We start from the raw sequence: 20731 nt of genomic DNA, 5'->3' as shown, positions 1-20731 counted from the left end.
CGGCCCCCTCATATAAGGGAATCGGGAATGAACTATGTGAGCTTAATTTCAAGCAGCTCATATTTAATTACAGCCATGGGTGCATCCACATGAATGATACTGCCCACTTCTTTTCCCAAAAGTGCCTTGCCTAAAGGACTCTCATAGGAAATTTTGTTATCAAGAACATCCGCCTCAGCAGGACTTACAATTTTGTATTCCATCTTCTCCGAAAATTCGATGTCATTCAGAATGACAGTCGATCCGATACTAACGGTTCTAAGGTCTAAATTACTCTCGTCCACGACCCGGGCTTTGGTCAGCATCTTCTCCAATATGAGAATGCGGGTTTCCATAAACGCTTGGTCGTCCTTGGCTGAGTGATACTCACTATTTTCTTTCAAATCGCCGTAGCTGATAGCCAACTTAAGGCGTTCGGCTAGCTCCTTGCGTTTTACCGTCTTCAGTTCCTTGAGCTCATCCTCCAGCTTGACCAATCCCTCTTTAGTTAACAATACTTCTTCATTCGACATATTTTATCTACAACTCCTATTTCAGCATTTTGCTTAATTCCAATTCAACGCTCAAAAATACAATAAACGAACTAAACCGTTTCAGTCTAAACATTGCTGATTGAAAACGCTCTGGGATTTATGCAATTGCTCATTTGGCTTGCTTTATTGTAGTTTACTCTAAATCGGACCAACATGCGAAATAAATTACTGGATAACAGTAGCCAACTGCCTTCAGCCAGGGTGATTCTTATAGTAACCAATGCTCTCTTATTCGCATATCGTATGATCATAACGTATTTTGATGAGCACTGTAGTGCCGCTGTCCTTGTCCCGAATTTTCATAAAAACCAGGCAAGAACAGTATATGGCGGGAGGAAGATTCAATGGCTTCCTTAGGAAAGAATGGTAATGGTAATGGGAACGGGAATCGTAAATCCAAATCCCCACCTAACGGTCAAAAGAAAAATGGATTAAACAGTAATTCGGCTATCTTTTCCGCGCTTCAAGGAAAAAATGTGGAGGTCCTTGTGGCAGCCCTCCTACTAACAGGAAAACTAAACGTCGATTCCGTGACTTTATACAGACAAGCAACATTGTTTTTAGGACTCACAGGAAAATACAAAACACTAGCATCCACTCCATCCAATGTCGATAATATGGTGAAATTTTTAAATGATAACGGGAATATGACACTGGACCAGGTGATACAAGCCTTTTCACAGAAAATAAATAATTAACAAGTGGCGAAAGGAGACTTATGCGGTGAGTGAGTTTGATGGAGAATATTTTGCAGAGGTTGTCATTATTGTGATTCTAGTTGCCATGTTCTTCTATGGCTCCTCAGATATAGAGGGACTTTCCGCTTCGCCAACCCAATCATAAATGATAATTCCCGCTTCGTAAAAAAATAAAAAAGCATCTATAGACTCTCACGAGGTCAATGTTCGGTGAAAATAAAGTATTAGACTGAGACCATTGATTTAATGGAGTTTTTGATTTGAAGAATCGTCAGATCATGACAAATAAGTTTTAGACTGATCCATTAGAGGAAGCAGCGGTAGACCAAGACTTAATAAATAAAGTCTTAGACTACCGCTGCTGTCATTCAACTAACGTTTTCTGTTAGTTCAATATTCCATATACGAAAAATGATTCTCCAAGAATACCGGTTTTTAATTCTTCGATGCAGGGCGTCCAAGACGCTCAGAGAAGGCAGCCATAAATTTACGTGTGACAAAGCGGGCGCTGTTGGCAATCCAGTAATTGCCGATACCGTCTACCACATAGCTGCGATTCTTCTCAAGTCCACGAAAGGCGGTCCTTACAACGGACTGAGGAGTACCCGTAACGCCTCCCGGCATATCCGTAGTACCGACCACATCGAAAAATCCTGTTTTGGTCGCTCCCGGACACAGCGCCAGAACACGAATCCCCAAGTGCCGGTTCTCAGCCCAGAGCGATTCCGAGAAGGATAGCACAAACGCCTTGGTAGCGGCGTAAGCCCCCATATAAGGGAATGGATAAAAAGCCAAAAAAGAAGAAACATTAACAATGATGCCATCCTTCTGCTGTTGCATGTAGGGTAAAAACTGAGCAGTCATATCCATGAGTGAGGTGATATTCAGATTAACCATTTCTCGGTAACGATCCATGGGGATTTCTTCAAACCGACCGTGCGTGCCGAACCCTGCATTGTTAATCAAAATGTTCACCTTCAGGCCAAGCGCCTTAACTTGTTCTGCCAGTTCTCCAGCAGCCCCGGGCTTAGAGAGATCACTGACCAAAGCATAGGTGTTTACTCCATAGGCAGCTTTCAAATCCTTTGCGAGAACCTCCAGTTTATCCTTCGAGCGTGCAACCACAATGACATGGCTGCCTCTTGCGGCGAGATCCTTCGCGTATGCCTCTCCTATGCCGGATGAAGCACCTGTAACAAGTGCGACTTTGCCTTTATAATTGACCATTGATATGACCTCCTGATTTATAAATAGTTGTATGAACATTGCGAATTGGTTGTGGAAAATATTTTCTAATATCACAATAAGGGTTGAAGATGTAGTTGTCAATAATTTTAGAATTACCATTCTATTTTATGTGGTTTTTCTTTTAATACAATAAAAATTACTGAATTATTACTAAATTTGACGGAACTATAATTCCAATATTGACATTGTGATGTCACAAAACTATAATCAACTAGAAATTATTTTCCGTAAAGGGAGGGGTAAACACGGGTAAGCGAGAAGATATTATGGTTGCAACGCTGGACTTGATCATTGAAGAGGGCATACAGTCCGTTACTTTTCCGAAAATCTTCAAACGAGCCAATGTCGGCTCCAGCACCTTCTATAATTATTTTAATAACAAAGAAGAGCTGGTTAGTGAGCTTTATAAAAGTGTACTCATCCACATGGGAGAGGTGATCATGACCGGCTATGATCCTAATCTTACTATCTATGAACGATCCAAGGGCATTCTGAGACGCATGGTGGATTACGGGCTGAGCTTTCCCAAAGAAATCCTGTTTCTGGAAGGATACAGCGATTCTCCTTACATCTACGAAGAAGTGAGAAATATGATGAATCCTGCGATGATTGAGATTTTTGGAATTATTGAAGAAGGTCAGAGGCAGGGCATCGTCAGCGAAATGGATCCAATGTTTTGCTGTCATCTCATCAAAGGCATGGTTGCTACTTCGATAAGGGGATATTTGGGAGGAAAATATCCTTTTGGCGAGGAGCAGATTCGGCAGACATTGGATGCGTGTTGGAAAGCCATTAAGGTGTAGGTCAGCAGACCTCTGGAAAACTTTGTGCTTCCAAAGGCAAGTGGACAACGGAAGGCTATTTAAAAAGGGAGAAATAAGTAAAGCAATCACCTCCGGAACTGTTTTGGTTTCGGGGGTTGGTTTTTTAGTAACCGTTGCACTATACGCCGATGAAGTTCACAAGTAAATATTCTACTTTTTGTTATCTCCCCAATGCAAAAAGGATTCCATGTATAGACGTAGTAAAACATGGACTTGTGTGCGTTAAACTGCCCGTTACTTCAACGAAACCAGGGAGCAGCTGCCGCGTTGGCAATCCGCTCCCTGGTTATTGTGCTATGTTTCCCGCTAGCGTAATCGATATCTACTAATGTAATTATAGGCTCTTAGTAAGCAAGATTTCCAAAGGCTCATCTTCAAGTATTAAGCACCCTGAATCTCGATAACCTAATTTCCTATATAAAGCTGAGCTCCTTCATTCGCTAATGTGGAGGTCATAACCAAAAGATTAAGTTTTCTAAGATATGATGGTCATGTTCTTTAATATATTCATAGTGCGAATCAGTTGCAGCAATAGTCCTCATTATTATTAGTCCTCTACATTATCTAATTACATTATTATACATCTGTACACTTACCTTAATAAAGTAGAATTTATTAAACTAACCTGTCTGTTAGCTTAATGAAGCGCGGGCAGTCTAATACTTTATTTTCTCAGTCTAAAACTTTATTTTCCGAGTCTAACACTCTATTTTTCAGTCTAGAACTTTATTTTCTTCGGACAGTCAATAGATGCTCTTACTTTTTAACGGCCCATCATTTCTACTTAATGGCCCTTTACTTCTACACTTATCGTTTGACTAGAAACTTCTCCTGAAGCATTGACTAACTCGGCCCGATACTCATATGTACCCGGCTTTTGATTTTGGATGTTAGTGACTGCGCTTTGGGCCTGCGGGCTTTTGCTTGGCAGATCCTGGGCGTCGATCAGTTCTCCATTTTCATATAAGTTGTATTTTGTCGCATTTGTGCCCCACCACATGTTCATTGTAAGGGTGTAGGTGCCGTCACCGTCCCAATTGTCATGAGACAGCACTGGAATGCCAGGGGAAGCATCGGTCACTTCGACAGTTAACGGGTCGCTGGTCGTTTTACCAGAAGCGTTGATCAGTTCTGCAGTATACTTGTAGGTACCATTGGTCTTGCGTGTAACAGGAATGACTGCATGCTGTGCTCCAGGGGATGCGGCTTGCAACGATTGGGTGCCAATCAGCTTGTCGTTTTCATACAACTTGAGCTCATCACCATTCATACCCCACCACAGATTCATGGTGATGTTGTAGTTGCCATCCTTCAGCCCGGTGTCCTGCCCGTTATCATGCGACAGCACAGGTTTTCCCGGCACATCACCTACAGCAGTCTTTTCGACTCTAACGGTTACAGGATTGGATACCACTGTTTGACCGTCCAAGGTGACGCTGGCTGTAATCTCCGCGCTCCCCTCTTTGAGGGCCTTAAGTTCTCCATACGTATCCAGCGAAACGGATTCATGACTGCTGATATACTGAACAGAAGCGCGGCTTAAATCAGCTTCGCTGCCATCTGTCAGCGTACCCTTGAGATGTGTCGCTGCCGTATCCCCAATGTTGAGGGTCGTTTGATCCAGTGAAAGCTCTACTTCCTGCAAAGCTGCGCCTGCCTGAGCTGAAAAATCATCCAGTCCACGCGGTTTTAACTGATAATTCCCTTTGAAAATCGCCGAAATTCCCTTCAGCTTCACTTGCTGTCCTTCTTGATATGGAAAAGATGTCCGTGTTAAGCCTGTACGTGCATCGACGCGCACATGGTGACTTACTTCACCAGATACTGCATCAAATTCAAACGAACCTGCGGGAGTCGCGTCTATCACATTACGAATCATTGCCGTAGGAAGCTCAACCAACTGTCCTTGGTTCGCATCACTGAGTTCGATGACTTGTACAGCTTCCGGAAGTTGTCCTTCTCCCGTTTTTTCAATTGCCACTGGATCGGTTAACTCTAGCTCACTATTATACAGTGCCAAGCTTGCTGTAAGCTTTACTCGATCCCCTTGGTGAAAGCCGCTTTGGTTCTGATATACATAAATACCGCCACTTTCATCCTGCATGTAAAAGGCTTGACCACCGAATGCACCTGGTTCTGTCGTCACAACACCCTCTAAGGTCACGACTTTGCCAGCCGGGAGACTCCGTGCTTCTGCGACACTGATACGAGCTGGAACCGTATTGCCTTCCTCAGGCAACGGCTGGGCCGGGACATCAGCCAGCACGACGGATTGGGTCAGCAGATTGCTGCCGTTTTGCCTCAGTCTAAGATTAGCGGAACCACTGGTTCCCGGCTTGATCCGCACCGTCAAGTCCTTATAGGCATGACCTTTGCCGTTGGACTCCAGGCTAAATGTTCCGCTATAGCCGTAAGAGGTTGGCCAGCTTCCATCCGGATTTTGAATTTGGGCTACTTGATTGCCGCCCGCTACATAAATACCTGTGCTGAATCCGCTAATCGTGCTGTTAGGAGCCAGTTGGTCGGCAGTAACCCGAATTTGAAAAGGCTGTGCATTGGGCAGCTGCTCTTGACGAACGATGCTGTACACTGGTTGCGCACTGGCTGTAGATCCGCCATAGGACCCTGCTTTGAATGTTCGCTGATCCCACCATTTGTAGCCGGCTGCGGGAGCCGACCAAGGCTCGGCTTGTGGTTCCGTGGAAGTCTGTGGCTCTTCAAAGGGCAGTAATGCCGTCGGCTGATCCAGCTGTAAGCTTTTCACTTCTGTCAGGCTGGTATACTCTTCCTTCTTGGACAACCAGTCTACGATATTGACCAGTAACACGGCATCATCCTGTTCCTTAAAGCCGTCATACGTTGTCTTCTTGGTTCCTGTCTCTTCGCGCAAATATTTTGGCGTTGCATCTTCGACAGGAGACGAGTCCCCAATGAAAGCAGCTTTGCCTAGTCCTACTTTCGATACAGCTGCATAAGGTCCTTCCGGAATGCCGCCTCCGTTATAAACGCCCTGATCTACCGCGTTGCCCCAAGCCTGATTGGTTTTAGGAAGATATACGATTCCCTTGGCTTTCGCTGGGTCGATAATTGCAAGTGTTGATCCTGCATGCATTGCCACATTGCTCACTCCAGCTGTAATGCCGAACGCCTGCGCTGGCTCGACAATCTGATTGGCCGTGATATCGCCTAATGCATTGTAGCGAAAGCGCACACCAAACTGGCTGCCCAGCCAATCTGAGCTGACTACGCCCTGCATCGCTGCCGAGCTTTTTTCTTCCGCACTCATTCCCTTCGCAGGGTCTTCCCATGCACCACGACGGTAGCCATTAATGCTCTCCGATCCATCCCAGCGATTCTTGTTGCGGTCCGCATTATAATGATCTCCAATGAAAAAAATACTATTGCCTGCTTTAACATACTGCTCCATTGCAGCCTGTTCGCTCTGTTTAAAAGGAATATTCGGCTCTGCCGTAACAAATACATCATAATTCTTTAGATCATTGTAAGTAATAGGCGTGGATTGGCGAAGCTCGTGTACATCATAGCCATTGCTCGCAAGGGCTTGGCCGAAGTCTGAAAATCCACCATCAATCACCCAATCTGCTGCGCCAGCTGTCTGTCCATGTGTATTATCAAACAGCACTTTTTTACCAGCGTTGTCATTGACCACTTTCGCTGCAATGAAGGGGGCTGGGTCCGCCGGACCTTCTGCCCGTGCCGGTTGCATGCTGCCGGCAACACCAGCATACAACGATAAAGTGAAAACCATAGCAGTTGCGTATTTGAAGCTACGGGATGTAAAACGACGAAAGATTCCCATTCTTTTCCTCCTGTTTGTTGGTTTAAAGCCCTCTGGGGGGCATCAGATACAAATTTTAGCATTCATTTATGTTCGAATATGCATTGTTTTGTAAATCTTTAGGAATAATGAATAGGAAGGAAATTCCAATAAAAAAGATACACCGTATGCAGCAATGTGAGTACCGCAAATAGGATTTTCCCGGCAGCCCGGGTTCTTCTTTCCCCTGTAATCAGCTTTGCGCCATTCACGATTAACACCCACACGGCAATGAGTGCTGAAATGAGCGGCAGCGTGCAAATTCCCCAGATATACCACGCGGAATAGCCATACACGATCTGATTGTTACCATAGATGACCTGCACCCCGAGAAAAATCGTATTTAGTGACGCAATGAATGCAAGGTTGGACGAAATGTGATTATTCGTTTTACGGATAGTTCTGATCACATATCTTACGATCCAAATCAGCAAGGTTGTGATGAAAAATAAGGAGGCGGCAGCGTAGCTGACAAGCAGGGTCCAGGTACGGTGCCAAAGTGTCGTCTGCTTTATGGTCTTACTATCCGGGGCAACCATCATCCACGTACCGTTTTCCTGATACAGCAAAATTTTAAGCTGGCCCCCCTTTTCCACAAACAATCCATCGCCTGCTGCTTGAAAAACTTTGTCTGTTGCTTCATTCTCATTTGGGTATTTTCCTTTAACAATTAACGTATGATCATCTTGAATTTGCACGGTGTATGTAATGTTTCCCAGTATCCGAATCCATTTTCCCCACCCATGAACAGGATTAGAATCCACCTGATATACGCCCTCAATCTCTGGCGAAAGCTTCACTTGGGTGGAAGAACGAGCTAGTGACTGCGAAACGGCCTGCGGCTCTGAGGGCAGCATTTGGGCTATCGCATGGATGACTTTTCCATGAAGCAGGGTGTCCGTGTCAGCCGAATTAATGATCACAAAAATACCGATCTTTTGGGACGGAATCAGTACCATTTCGGAAATAAAATCATCAATTTCCCCGGTAGCCCACAGCATAGGTGTTCCCGTCTCCAATTGACCGCGAAAAAATCCGTAGCCCACGCCATCCAAGCGTGCATCGACTGCAAATTGCTGTGCATGCATCACTTTTACCGTATGTGGCTGGAGCACCACTTTGCCCTCATACTTGCCTTGGTTTAAATGAGTGATCAGATAATGGGAAAACTCGTTGGGTGTGACGTTCAACGCTCCTGCTCCCGGCAGATTGATATACGACAAAGGCTGTTTCAAATACGCTCCATCCTTCCACTGATACGATTGGGACATTGCAGGATGATTTAATGGCAATTCCAGTGTCGCGCTGGGCATATTCATTGGCTGGAACAGATGTGTACGGAGGTAATCATTCAGTCCCTGACCGCTTACTTGCTCCACGATATTACCGATCAGACCGTAGGCGACATTGCTGTAATCATACTGAATTCCAGGTTTGCGGATGGGAGGCTGATTTTGAAAATACGTGCTGAGATACTGCTCTGTGGGCAAAACGCCTGCCCGAGTCGAGCTGTTAATGTTGTACAGCGCTTCATCCAATCCCGAGGTATGTGTCAAAAGCTGATGCAAATTGAAAGGCTGGTTTTGGTATTGCGTAGCTTTATAGCTGTGGAGATAGCTGTTCACGTCTTCATTCAAATCAAGCTTGTTTTGCTCAACCAGCTGCATCGTGGCGCTTGCACTAAATGATTTGGTTAGAGAGCCGACACGAACAATGGTCTTCGCTGGATCAAATACCACTTTCCGCTCCAGATCTGCATATCCATAGCCTTTACTAAAAAGAATTTGGTTTCCCTGGGTCACGACGACCGCCGCCCCCGGAATATGAAATTTTTCCAATTCTGTATTCATGATATCGTCCACTGTTTTTTCCAATGAATCAGGTGTTATGCTGTCAGTTGCCCATGCCGAAGCAATGAGCAGGTTCCAGAGAAACAACGCTGCTAAAAATGCGGATAGGTAGCAAATGCCTTTATTCTTCATATTGAAGTACCATCCTTACGTATGAAGTTGATTTAATGATTTGAACCGTGCGGTGATTGCATAGCGAGCAGATATTTATACTCCGTATGGGAGCTATCAGCATGGCGCTATGGAATCATCGCACTTCCCATCGCGGGAGTGCACATAATAAAGCGAATCCTGATCGAGTCGCGTAAGCAGAAGGCTTCTTACCTGTCGATCAGGATTCATGTGTTACAGATTAAAAATTAGTGATTCAGTTTGTTACATCATCAACCGTAGATTTTCAAGATTTATGTTGTGCCAAGTCTTGTGTCATGTCTTTGTCCGTGTTCCGAGTTATCTTTTGTATGGTGGCACGGATACTTTTTACATTTTCCTCGATAAATCCGGGTTCCAGCAGTTCATAATGATTGCCAATCAAGCTATGCTCTTCATAGCTACCTTGTGTAGCATCTTTCCATAAAAGTCGATTATCTCCTGTACCCCTCACCGTTTCCGATCCAACGGCGACAAAGCCGTGAATATTCGCCTGAACGCTCTCTGTGTTCACAAGCTGGTTGCCATATACCGCGTAAGCGATCATTTTACGTTGGTACGTTTCATTCAACAGCTCACGGTAGGAGTCGGGAACCTGTTCCAGCATGTCATGAATTTCATGCTCTGTTTCTTCAACTGTGAAGGGCAGGGCTTCCGCCCTTTTGACCGAATCGAGCATAAAAATATCGGATACAGTATGACCTTGACGTTCCAGTGTGTCAGCAACCTTATGCGCCAGATTACCACCTATGGAATAACCAAGCAGCACATACGGACCTTGCGCTTGCGTGCTGACGATCAAATCAACGTAACGTGCCAGCATGGCCTGCTCATCCGCAGCATCATCCACGAACTCCAATCCATACACGACTGCGTCCTGATCCAGTTGTTTCGCCAGCTCCGCGAACGACAGCCCGTATCCAAGCATAGGAGGAAAGCAGAAGATGGAGATCGGACCGTGTTCATTCAACCGAATGATTGGACTATCGGCCTTGTATTCCAGATCGGCTTTCAATAATGTGAGCGCCTGCTCTTCTATAGTCGGGAAGTCCATAACACTACGGATGGGGAGCTCAATATCTGTGGCAAGGTGAACTTTGCGTATAAGCTCCAGTACTTTCAAGGAATGCCCACCCAACGTGAAAAAGTCATCATGGATACCCACTTGTGGAATTTCAAGCACTTCCTGCCAAATGGATGCCAGCAACTGCTCCACATCGGTTCGCGGTGCGACATATTCTATACCCGTGTGCAGCCCTTTGTCCGGCACAGGTAAAGCTTTGCGGTCGATTTTGCCGTTTGTCGTCAGCGGAAACCGATCCAGCTGTACAAATGCGGATGGAATCATATAGCTCGGCAGACTGGCCGACATCGCAGCTCGAATCTCACGGATGGTCAGCTGTTCATCGGCAGTGAAGTAAGCACATAATTGCTGCTGACCTGCTCCATCCCGCAAAGCAATAACAACACTATCCCGCACGGACGGTACACTTGCCAGCCGCGCCTCCACCTCGCCCAGTTCAATCCGGTAACCGCGAATTTTAACCTGTTGATCAATCCGTCCGGCATATTCCAGCATGCCGTCTTCACGCCAGCGAACAAGGTCTCCCGTACAGTACAGGCGATCTCCGTCCCTCCACGGGTTAGCAAGAAATCTCTCAGCCGTCAGCTCAGGACGATTCAGATAACCACGTGCAACTCCGTCTCCGCCGACAACCAGCTCACCCCAAGCTCCGACCGGTTGCAGGTTAAATGACGAATCTACAACATACGCCGTCGAATTGCGGATGGGGCGTCCGATCGGCACAGAATCCAGCTGTTCTTCCGTAATGTGATACGTCGTCGAAAAGGTTGTATTTTCCGTTGGCCCATAGCCGTTAATGATGTTCATGTCCGGATTATCGCGCAGGACCCGGTTAATATGGGGTGCAGACAAAACATCACCACCAACCAGCAAATACTTCACGTCGCCGAAAAGTTTACTATCCTGCTGTGAAAGCTGATTAAATAACGGTGTGGTCAGCCACATCATGGTGACGCGATGATCCCGTATCGTCTCTTTAAGCTTGGCCGCGTCCAATAGATCATCCTTATGCACAAGAACAAGCTGACCACCGTTCAGCAGCGCGCCCCAAATTTCAAACGTAGATACATCAAATACAAACGCGCAAGTCTGCAGCATTCGGGTCGATTCATCAAATGGCACATAATCCGTATTGCGGACAAGACGCACGACACTTTGATGCTCAACTACGACACCCTTAGGCTTACCTGTTGAACCTGAGGTATAAATGACATAAGCAGCATGATTACCCGCTCCATCTATACCCAGATTGGAAGCATCTGCACTGTAGGACGTATCCTCATTCAGATTGACAATCTGCCCGTCAAAATAGCAACGATCCAGTAAATCCTGCTGAGCCAGCAGCAGCTTAGCTCCCGAGTCCTCCAGCATATAACGGATACGGTCCTCCGGATATTGAGGGTCTACCGGCACATACGCGCCACCAGCCTTCAAAATAGCGAGTGTTCCCGTAATCATATCCAGCGAGCGCTCCGTCAAAATGCCAACAGGTTCATCGGGTTTCACCCCTGCATCACGCAGCGTATGCGCTAATCGATTGGCTGTCTCATTGAGCTCCCGATAGGTCAATGATTGATGACCCAAAGCTACAGCAATATGATCCGGCGTACGCTCTGCCTGCTCCTCAAACAGTTTTTGGATCGTGTGATTGCTTGGATATGCAGAGGCAGTGTCATTAAACTCTCCTGTAATTTGTTGTTTTTCCGCCGCTGTAACCAGTTCCAGCTCTTCTACGCAAACATGCGGGTTAAGCAAAACTTGCTCCAACAGATTCACAAAATGTTCATGCAGACGCTTAATGCCTGTTTGATCATAACTTAACGCGTTATACATAAAACGAATCTTGATGCATTCTCCCGGCATAACGACTACGCTCAGATCATAGTTAGTCTGCTCTGCAGCCACCACGTTGGAAATCGGGAATGTTTCCTGCCCGTCACTTCCCAGTTCCTCGACCTGCTCATCCACCGGATAATTTTCAAACACCATAATATGGTTAATTAAATCCTGTTTCTGGTCGGTCAATGCCTGAATCTCAAACAGTGGATACGTATCATACGCATGAGAAGCCAGCGCCTGCTCCTGCGTTTTCTTCATAACTTCTGCAAAAGATTCCCCTGCCTCACTAAGAATGCGAACAGGAATGGTATTAATGAACAAGCCGATAATATCCTCTACCCCGATAATATCCGATGGACGACCTGAGACGACACTGCCAAATACGACATCACTGTGGTTGTTATATTTTTGCAGCACAATCCCCCATGCAGTTTGTAATAATGTATTCATGGTCACCTGATATCGCTTAGCCGTCTCCTCCACCCGGAGGGTCAACTCACGTTTCAAAACCGCAACCCAATCACTAGCCGTGTTGCCTCCACTCTTGCGACCGGATTTTACAGCTGGTAATGCTGTTTGTTGCTCATATCCGGATAAATAGCTGTTCCAGTAGTCGGTTGCCGCCTTGCGATCCTGCGCTTCCAGCCATTCAATAAAGCGACTGTACGGCACTGCCGGTGCCAGCTCTGGTACTCTGCCCTCCTGAAGTGCTGCATAGCTTTCAAACACTTCTTTATTTATAAGGGACAGACACCAGCCGTCCATGACGATATGATGGAAGCTCCATACAAAATGATAGCTGTCTTCTCCGGTACGTAAAATCGCTACACGCAGCAGGACATCCCGACGCAGATCAAAGCCTCGTGCTTTATCTTGTAGCTTGAAATTTTCCACCCAGGAATCTATTTCATCCTCATCCAGATGGTGTAAATCTTCATATTGAAAGCCGCAATCCCGATTTCGATACACCACCTGCAACGGTTCCGTATCTCTGCCAAAATAAAAATGTGTACGCAGTGCCTCATGTCGTCGAACCAGAATATTCAGGCTTTCTGCAAAAGCCCGAATGTCCATCTGACCTCGCATATCATAAGATACCTGCTCAAAATATGCGTCATTCGCAGCTGCTTGACTATCTAGCTGGCTGTGAAACAGCATCCCTTTCTGCATGGGGGTCAGTGCATATACATTGTCGATCTCACCTGCCGCACCCATTTCAGATAAGAGGCTGTCCAAGCCCTCCACACTCATTCCTTTATAGGAAATGTCACTTGGGGTAAGCTCCGGGTGTTCTTTATGGATGCAATGCGCCAAAATTTCACGCAGGCTCGATTCCAGCAATTTCGCCAATCGCTCGATCGTCTCCGGTCTATAGCTGGTACGGCTATAACTAATTGTCAGACCCAGTTGGCCTCCCGAAATAATGCCGCCAAAATCCAGCGTATACGTTCGAGCCATGGTCGGGCTCAGCGGCATCCCACCCTCATATGAGGATGATTGCAAGTCGTTCCCTTTCATATCTTGATCGAACTGTCCCAAATAGTTAAAGCTGATTTCGGGATCTGTCGTAAATATGGCTGGAGATGCCTCCGGTGCCTGTGTCTGACGGTCGGCTAAATATTTCAGTACACCGTAGCCAATCCCTTTTTGCGGGATGCCGCGCAGTCCTTCCTTCACACGCTTAATCCGTTGCGAAAGTGCCAGTTCTTCCGGCATATCGAGCAAAACAGGATATTGGCTTGTAAACCACCCTATCGTTCGGGTAATGTCCACCTCTGGTAAAATGGCTTCACGTCCATGTCCCTCCAGATTAATCAGGAAACGCTCATGTCCGCTCCATGCTTGCAATGCCATTCCTACCGCCGTCAACAACAGGTCATTAATTTCTGTACGGTAGGCACGATTGGCCTGCTTGAGCAGCTGCTCTGTCTCTGCATGTGTCCACAAAGCAGTAACCGACTCACTATCGCCAATCAATGGCTTTTCGTGCTCGTTATGCCCGTAATCCTGCGGCAAAGGAGCCAGTTCCGCTTGTGCAAGTTTCCCCCAATACGCTCGCTCACGTTCCATAGCTGGACTGTTGGCATAAGCGTGCAGCTGCTCGGCCCACGTTTGGAACGAATCTGTTTTATGAGGCAGCTGAATCACCTGTTCACCCTTGGAGGCTTGATCATAGGCAGTCGCCAAATCCTCGAATAAAATGCGCCAGGATACCCCGTCCACCGCCAAATGATGAATCACGACCAGCAGATGATCTCCATCCGGGCAACGGAACAGCCCCAGTCTCATCAGCGGACCTTCGCTTAGGGAAATACCAGATTGAATTTCATTGCATTTCGCTTCAATTATCTTCGCCAAATCTTGCTTGTTTACATCGCTGTCTTTATAGTCAAAGCACTCCAGATGGTACGGTTCGCCTTCCTCTACACTGCGGTTCCATGCTGTACATCCGTTCTCCGAAAAACTAAAAACCATACGCAATGCATCATGGTGCGATGTAATCTGAAGGAGCGTCCGCCGTAGTGCCTCTCCGTCATAGCCTTCCTGACGATAGAGCATGACAGATTGGTTAAAATAGTGTGGTTCTCCCGTGGGCTGTTCAAAAAACCAGCGCTGAATCGGTGTAAGCACTACATTTCCTGTAACCTCGCCCTGCTCGGCTATTCGGTTAACAGGCTGAATATATGTGCTTAATCCCGCAATTGTCGGGTATTTGAACAAGTCCTTCATTTCCAGCTTGTATCCAGCCTGAAACAAGCGGGACGATACTTGGATGGCCTTGATGGAGTCACCACCCAAATGGAAAAAGTTATCCTGTATTCCGACTTTCGGGATACCAAGAATGGCTCCCCAAGCCGTAGCCAGTGCCTGTTGGACATCCGTCTCGGGTGCCACATAATCCATACCTGTATCGAGATTGTGCTCAGGTGCGGGCAGTGCCCTGCAGTCTACTTTGCCATTCAGCGTCAAAGGCAGTCTGGAGAGCTGCACAAAGTAGGACGGCACCATATAGCCAGGCAGATCCTGCGACAAAATGTTACGTAAGTCGCTGGCGCTCAATTCACTGTCTGTTGCAAAATAGGCACACAGCTGTTTTTGTCCGTGATCGTCCTGCCGCACGGTAACAACCGATTCCTTCACACCTGGAATCGTGGACAAACGGGTTTCAATTTCACCCAGTTCGATGCGGTAGCCGCGAATTTTGACCTGCTCATCCATTCTTCCCTTGTACTCCAGTACACCATCAGCACGCCAACGCACTAAGTCCCCTGTACGATAGCAATATTCTCCAGACCGGAATGGACTTTCAATAAATTTTTCCGCCGTAAGCTCGGGCCGATTCAGATATCCTCGCCCAACACCGTCGCCACCGACGATCAGCTCTCCCCAGGCTCCGATAGGTTGCAGCTTCAACGAACGATTGACCACATAAGCGGTCGAGTGATCAATTGGACGTCCAATGGGAATAGCCTGGGTTTGCGGTTCAGTAATGTCATAGATGGTGGAAAAAGTGGTGTTCTCCGTCGGCCCATAAATATTGGCAAGGCGAAGCTGCGGGTACTCCTTCAACACACGATTGACGTGTGGTACAGACAACACATCACCACCCACGAGCAACTCCTTCAAGGACGCAAACACTCCGATTTCTTGCTGCGAATACTGATTGAATAAAGCCGTGGTCATGAACATCGTGTTAACACGATACTTGTCAATTGCCTGTTTGAGCTTGGAGGCATCCAGAATAATGTCATGACTTACCACATACAGTTGTCCCCCGTTCAGCAACGTTCCCCAAATTTCAAATGTGGAGGCATCGAACACAACTGCGCCCAATTGCAGCATACGTGTATTTTCATCAAGTGTGGCATAGCTTTTATTTTTCACTAGGCGCACGACATTACGGTGCTCAATCATCACACCCTTCGGCTTGCCTGTCGTACCAGAGGTGTAGATCACATACGCAAGATCCGAGGAAGATCCCCCTGTTGTAATCGCAATTGTTCCATCGGTATGAGCGTCACATTCAGATTTGCTATTCCATCGTTGTTCATCACTCAAATCGATGACCGGAATGCCGGGTTCAAAAGGCATCTGCTCACGTCGCTGTAACAGTAACAGCCCAGCACTGGAATCCTCCAGTAAATAACGGATACGCTCCTCAGGATAATCGGGATCAATGGGAACATAAGCCCCTCCGACCTTCAAAATTGCCAGCATACCGACGACCATTTCAATGGAGCGTTCAGCCATAATCCCTACTCGCTGTGTCTCTGGCTCGCACCCGCGCCGTATCCCATGGGAAGCGAGTATGCGTGCCAGACGGTTGGCACGTTCATTTAGCTCACGGTAGGTAAGGTGCATGTCCGCAAAGGTGACGGCCAGCCGATCTGGTGATTGCGCTACCTGTTCCTCGAACAGCACATGCAGTGCTTGATCTCGTGGATACGGATAGTCTGCTACCGTATCATTGAATCTCTGCACAAGCAGCTCTTTTTCTTGGGCCGAAACCATTTCAATAGCCGAAAGAACGATATCCGGCTGTTCTATAACCGCATTGATAAGCTGCTGCAAATGTTCAGTCAGTCGTTCAATGGTTTCCCGTTTGTACAGCCGAGTTCCGTATTGAAGAGCACAGGAAATTTGTTCTCCATCCCCCACTGCGAACAGACTCAAATCAAATTTGGCCGTCGTTTGTTCACTTGGATAGGATGCCAATTGAAGCCCCGCCAGCTGTTGCTCTTTTTGCTCTAAGTTTTGCAGTGCAAACATGGTATCAAATAACGGATTACGGCTTAAATCTCGATCCACGCCCAGCTTCTCCACCAGCTCTTCAAACGGATAATCCTGATGTTCAAAAGCCTTTAACGCGTTTTCCTTGACCTCCAACACATAATCGCGGAACGTTTTCCCGCCTTCTGGATAATTACGGATTGCCAGTGTATTCACGAACATCCCGATCAGACTGCCAAGATCCGCATGGGGCCGCCCTGCAATTGGCGAACCGACAATTATATCCTCCTGCCCGCTATAGTGGCTAAGCAAAGCCGAATAGGCAGCCAACAGCACCATATATAATGTCGATTCCGTCTGCACCGCAATGCTTTTTAAGCCTTCGCTTTGTCGTTGGTCAAGCGTAAATTCCAGCACATCTCCTTCAAAGCTTCTCACCGCTGGGCGTGGATAATCAGTCGGTAGATCAAGCACAGGTAGCTCTCCTGCGAAGGTATTGAGCCAGTAGTTTTCCTGTTCCCGGTAGCGTTCACTTTGCTGCTGCTTCTGTTGCCAAGCGGCGTAGTCTTTATACTGAATGCGCAGCGATGGCAGCGTGTCGCCTGCATATAAATGAATGAAGTCCTGAATTAGTACATTTATAGAGGTACCGTCCGAAATGATATGATGCATGTCCATGAGCAAAATATGATGCTCTGGGTCTGTTTCAATCAAACCAACTCGGAATAACGGGGCCTGCCCCAGATCGAACGGCTGAACAAAGTTACGTACCAGCTCATCCGTTTCCTTTGGGGCAGCTCCGTGAGCAAAGGTCAATTCCATGCGAAAAGGAACCTCGTCATGTACTCGCTGGACAGGTTCACCGTTCATGGTCTCAAAACTTGTGCGCAATGTTTCATGGCGGTCAATAAGCTGGCGGAACGCGTTCTCCAGTGCCTTGTGATCAAGTGAACCGGTCAGAGTCAGGGCACCAGGTATGTTATAGCTAATTCCCGCTCCATCAAGCTGATTGAGGATATACATCCGTTTTTGAGCCGAAGAGACCGCATAAAATGGCTTATTCTCCGTAACAGGGATGGATTCATAGGTGGTTTGCTCTAGTGCTTCAATAACCTGCGCCAGCTGTTCAATTGTCGGATGCTGGAACAGATCCTTTAGCTGCACATTTTTATGCAATTCCTTATAGATGAGTGATATGACATGTGTCGCCCGCAGGGAATGTCCTCCTGCCTCAAAAAAGTTATCCTTAATCCCAATGCGCTCAAGCTCCAGCACATCTTTCCAGATGCTAGCCAGTTGTGCTTGTAATTGATTTTGAGGAGGTATATATTCTGCGCCTGAGTTTACACCTCCATCTGGCTGTGGCAACGCTCGGCGATCCACCTTGCCATTGGGCGTCAGTGGCAATTGCTCCAGCTGCACAAAATACGACGGTACCATGTAGCCCGGTAGCTCCTGGCTCAAAGCACTACGCAGCTCACTTGTCGCTACTTCCGCATGGGTGACCACATATGCGCAGAGCAGCTTTTGCTTCTGCTCATCTTCATGTGCAATTACAACAGCTTCTCGGACTGCCTCCAGCTTCAACAGCTGTGCTTCCACCTCGCCCAGCTCAATCCGGTAGCCTCGAATTTTCACCTGCGCGTCGATCCGTCCCTTATATTCCAGCGTCCCGTCCGCATTCCAACGCACCAGGTCCCCTGTTCGATAGCAGCGTTCGCCGCCACGGAATGGGCTGTCAATAAACTTTTCGGTCGTCAGGTCTGGGCGGTTGCGGTATCCGCGAGCCACCCCGTCACCGCCGACGATCAGTTCCCCCCACGCTCCAACAGGCTGGAGCTGCATCGAACCGTCCACGACATATGCCGTCGAGTTATGGATCGGGCTACCAATGGGCACAGATGCCGATTGAACCCTGGTAATGGCATGTGTGGTGGAAAAGGTCGTATTTTCCGTCGGACCGTAGCCGTTAATGATATGTAGATTCGGATGGGCCTCCAATACCCGGTTAATATGCGGTACGGACAGCACATCACCACCAACCAATAGCTCCCGCATCCCCTCAAATAGTTCCAAGTCCTGCTGGGATAGCTGATTAAAGAGTGGTGCGGTCAGCCACATCGTGGTAATGCCGTGATTGCGAACAACTTCCTTGAGCTTGGGCGCGTCCAAAATAACATCCTGACTCACCAGCACCAGCTGTCCACCGTTCAATAACGCACCCCAAATTTCGAAGGTGGACGCGTCAAAGACAACAGACCCGGTCTGCAAAATGCGCGTGTCGGCATTCAAGCGTGCATAATTTGTGTTTGTCACCAAACGCACGACATTACGGTGCTCCACCATAACCCCTTTGGGCTGGCCTGTAGTCCCTGAAGTGTACATAATATAGGCCAAGCGACCAGCTGCGCTCGCTTTCGGTTGTTCTTCAGCTGCATATGCGTGCTGTATTTGTTTTGCTTGTTCTGATTGCGTAGCTTTGGGTTGCATGTTTTCTGGTTGTATGGTTGTCGTAGAAGCAAGTTCGGGACTGGCGGAAATGGAGTAGAACGGATCTAGGCAGTCCACGTATCCCGGACCAGTATTCGTTCCGTGATCATTCGGCAAAATGGGATCGTAACGATCAGCATCATTCGTTCCATAAATTGCAGCATCGCTAAGGTCAAGCACCATTCCCTTAAAATCAGTGGGCCGATGTTCCATTCGCTGCACGAGCAGTATGTCCGCACCGGAATCCTTCAGCAAATAGCGTACACGCTCATCCGGGTAATCAGAATCAATGGGTACATACGCTCCACCTGCTTTGAGAATTCCGAGCATACCGACAATCATCTCAATCGAGCGTTCAGCTACAATGCCGACCGTCTGCTCGGTGCGGATTCCCTGCTTACGTAAAGAATGAGCCAGTCGGTTGGCCTTTTCATTCAATTTTGCATAGGTTAGGCTATCTTGCCCACACACTACCGCCACCTGCTGTGGTGCCTGCTTCGCCTGTTTCTCGAACAATTCATGAATAGACGCATGACGTGGATAATCCACATTTGTATCGTTGAAGGTATGAACCAGCTGCTCTACTTCTTGCTCTGACAGCACTTGTGCTGTGGAAATCGCCAACTCTGGCTGTTGCAAAACAATAGTGTACAGCCGCAGAAGCTGCTCAACAAAGTGCTCAATCGTCGTCTCGCTATAACGGTCGCTACTATACTTTACGTTCAGGGAGACCGCTTCATTTTCCCATTGAAACTGGAAATCTAGTTCAGATTGTACGTGATTCAAAAAATCAGAAATATGAATATTTTGCAAGGATACTGTGGTGTGAATAAGAGGCTTTCCATCCTCATTACGTTGAATGTCAAGTAATTCAGAATAGTTCCAAAAAGGAATGTTTTGATGTTCAATAGCTTCGCCGACAGAGGTTTTGATTTGAGACAGCAAGGCTTTGAAGGTTGTGCTGGAATCCAGCGCATTTTTCAATAAAAGCAGATGGTTGATCGGCTTTGTAGCACCGTTGCCAGACTTGGCTACCGGAATGCCCAGCAGCACATATTCCTCACCTGTGTATTTATGCAATAAGCTCTCTACTCCAGCAAGCAGGACCATAAACACGGCCCATGGAGCGCTACCTGTTATAGATGATATTCTTTGGGAAATTTCAGTTGGAAATGTGAGCGTATACGTATGGGAATTTAAACACGTTACAGTTGTATTTCTGGACACCTGGTTGGTGTATGGTAGACAGATGATATGATCCTCTGATTCCAGTTTATGACTCCAGTAATTTTTTTCCTTCTCAAATAAGGCTTTCAATGACATCCCTCCTGCTTCATGGGGCCTGTTCCCCCGGTTGGATGGTGCGTTGTTACGTACATGAGCGTTGTGTCGGAAAAAGAATACTTTGCAGGCAAGGGCAGTCGGACAAGCCGCCGCCCTCTGCAC

7 protein-coding genes and 1 pseudogene are annotated in these 20731 nt (G+C 47.2%); 2 read left to right on the top strand and 6 right to left on the bottom strand.

From position 1 onward, the window contains the following. Nucleotides 1–32: 32 nt before the first annotated feature. Nucleotides 33–512, bottom strand: coding sequence for a transcription elongation factor GreA (gene greA / locus T3H97_RS11500; protein WP_272640612.1), 480 nt, complete (start codon nt 510–512; stop codon nt 33–35). Between the two features lie 365 nt (nt 513–877). On the opposite strand from greA, the gene T3H97_RS11495 reads away from it, so the two are divergent. Continuing rightward, nucleotides 878–1231 carry a hypothetical protein gene (locus tag T3H97_RS11495; RefSeq protein WP_272640611.1) on the top strand — a complete coding sequence of 118 codons (354 nt, stop codon included), beginning with the start codon at nt 878–880 and terminating at the stop codon, nt 1229–1231. 435 nt (nt 1232–1666) lie between these two features. On the opposite strand, the gene T3H97_RS11490 is transcribed toward T3H97_RS11495, so the two are convergent. Continuing rightward, on the bottom strand, nt 1667–2458 hold the full coding sequence (locus tag T3H97_RS11490) for an SDR family NAD(P)-dependent oxidoreductase (RefSeq protein ID WP_025721146.1): 792 nt from the start codon (nt 2456–2458) through the stop codon (nt 1667–1669). A 287-nt stretch (nt 2459–2745) separates the two neighbouring features. Here T3H97_RS11490 and T3H97_RS11485 point away from each other — a divergent pair, with 287 nt between their 5' ends. Continuing rightward, nucleotides 2746–3282: a TetR/AcrR family transcriptional regulator gene (locus T3H97_RS11485; RefSeq protein WP_025721149.1), complete on the top strand. Its 537-nt coding sequence runs from the start codon at nt 2746–2748 to the stop codon at nt 3280–3282. 355 nt (nt 3283–3637) lie between these two features. Here the strand turns inward: T3H97_RS11485 and T3H97_RS11480 are convergent. From T3H97_RS11480 to T3H97_RS11465, 4 genes and pseudogenes are all read right to left on the bottom strand, one after another. Continuing rightward, nucleotides 3638–3765, bottom strand: a pseudogene (locus T3H97_RS11480) (GNAT family N-acetyltransferase); the annotation flags it as partial. 322 nt (nt 3766–4087) lie between these two features. Continuing rightward, entirely contained in the window at nt 4088–7123 is a 3036-nt protein-coding gene (locus T3H97_RS11475; RefSeq protein ID WP_328802585.1) for an endonuclease, read from the bottom strand. Nucleotides 7124–7221: 98 nt separating this feature from the next. Beyond that, nucleotides 7222–9123 (bottom strand): serine hydrolase domain-containing protein, encoded by a 1902-nt coding sequence (locus T3H97_RS11470; RefSeq protein ID WP_328802584.1) that lies wholly within the window; start codon nt 9121–9123, stop codon nt 7222–7224. A 265-nt stretch (nt 9124–9388) separates the two neighbouring features. Continuing rightward, on the bottom strand, nt 9389–20602 hold the full coding sequence (locus T3H97_RS11465) for a non-ribosomal peptide synthetase (RefSeq protein WP_328802583.1): 11214 nt from the start codon (nt 20600–20602) through the stop codon (nt 9389–9391). Between the last annotated feature and the right edge of the window lie 129 nt (nt 20603–20731).

This window comes from Paenibacillus sp. LX16 (assembly GCF_036252815.1).
GTDB classification, from domain to species: domain Bacteria; phylum Bacillota; class Bacilli; order Paenibacillales; family Paenibacillaceae; genus Paenibacillus; species Paenibacillus polymyxa_B.
This window is presented reverse-complemented; position numbering and strand designations above follow the sequence as displayed.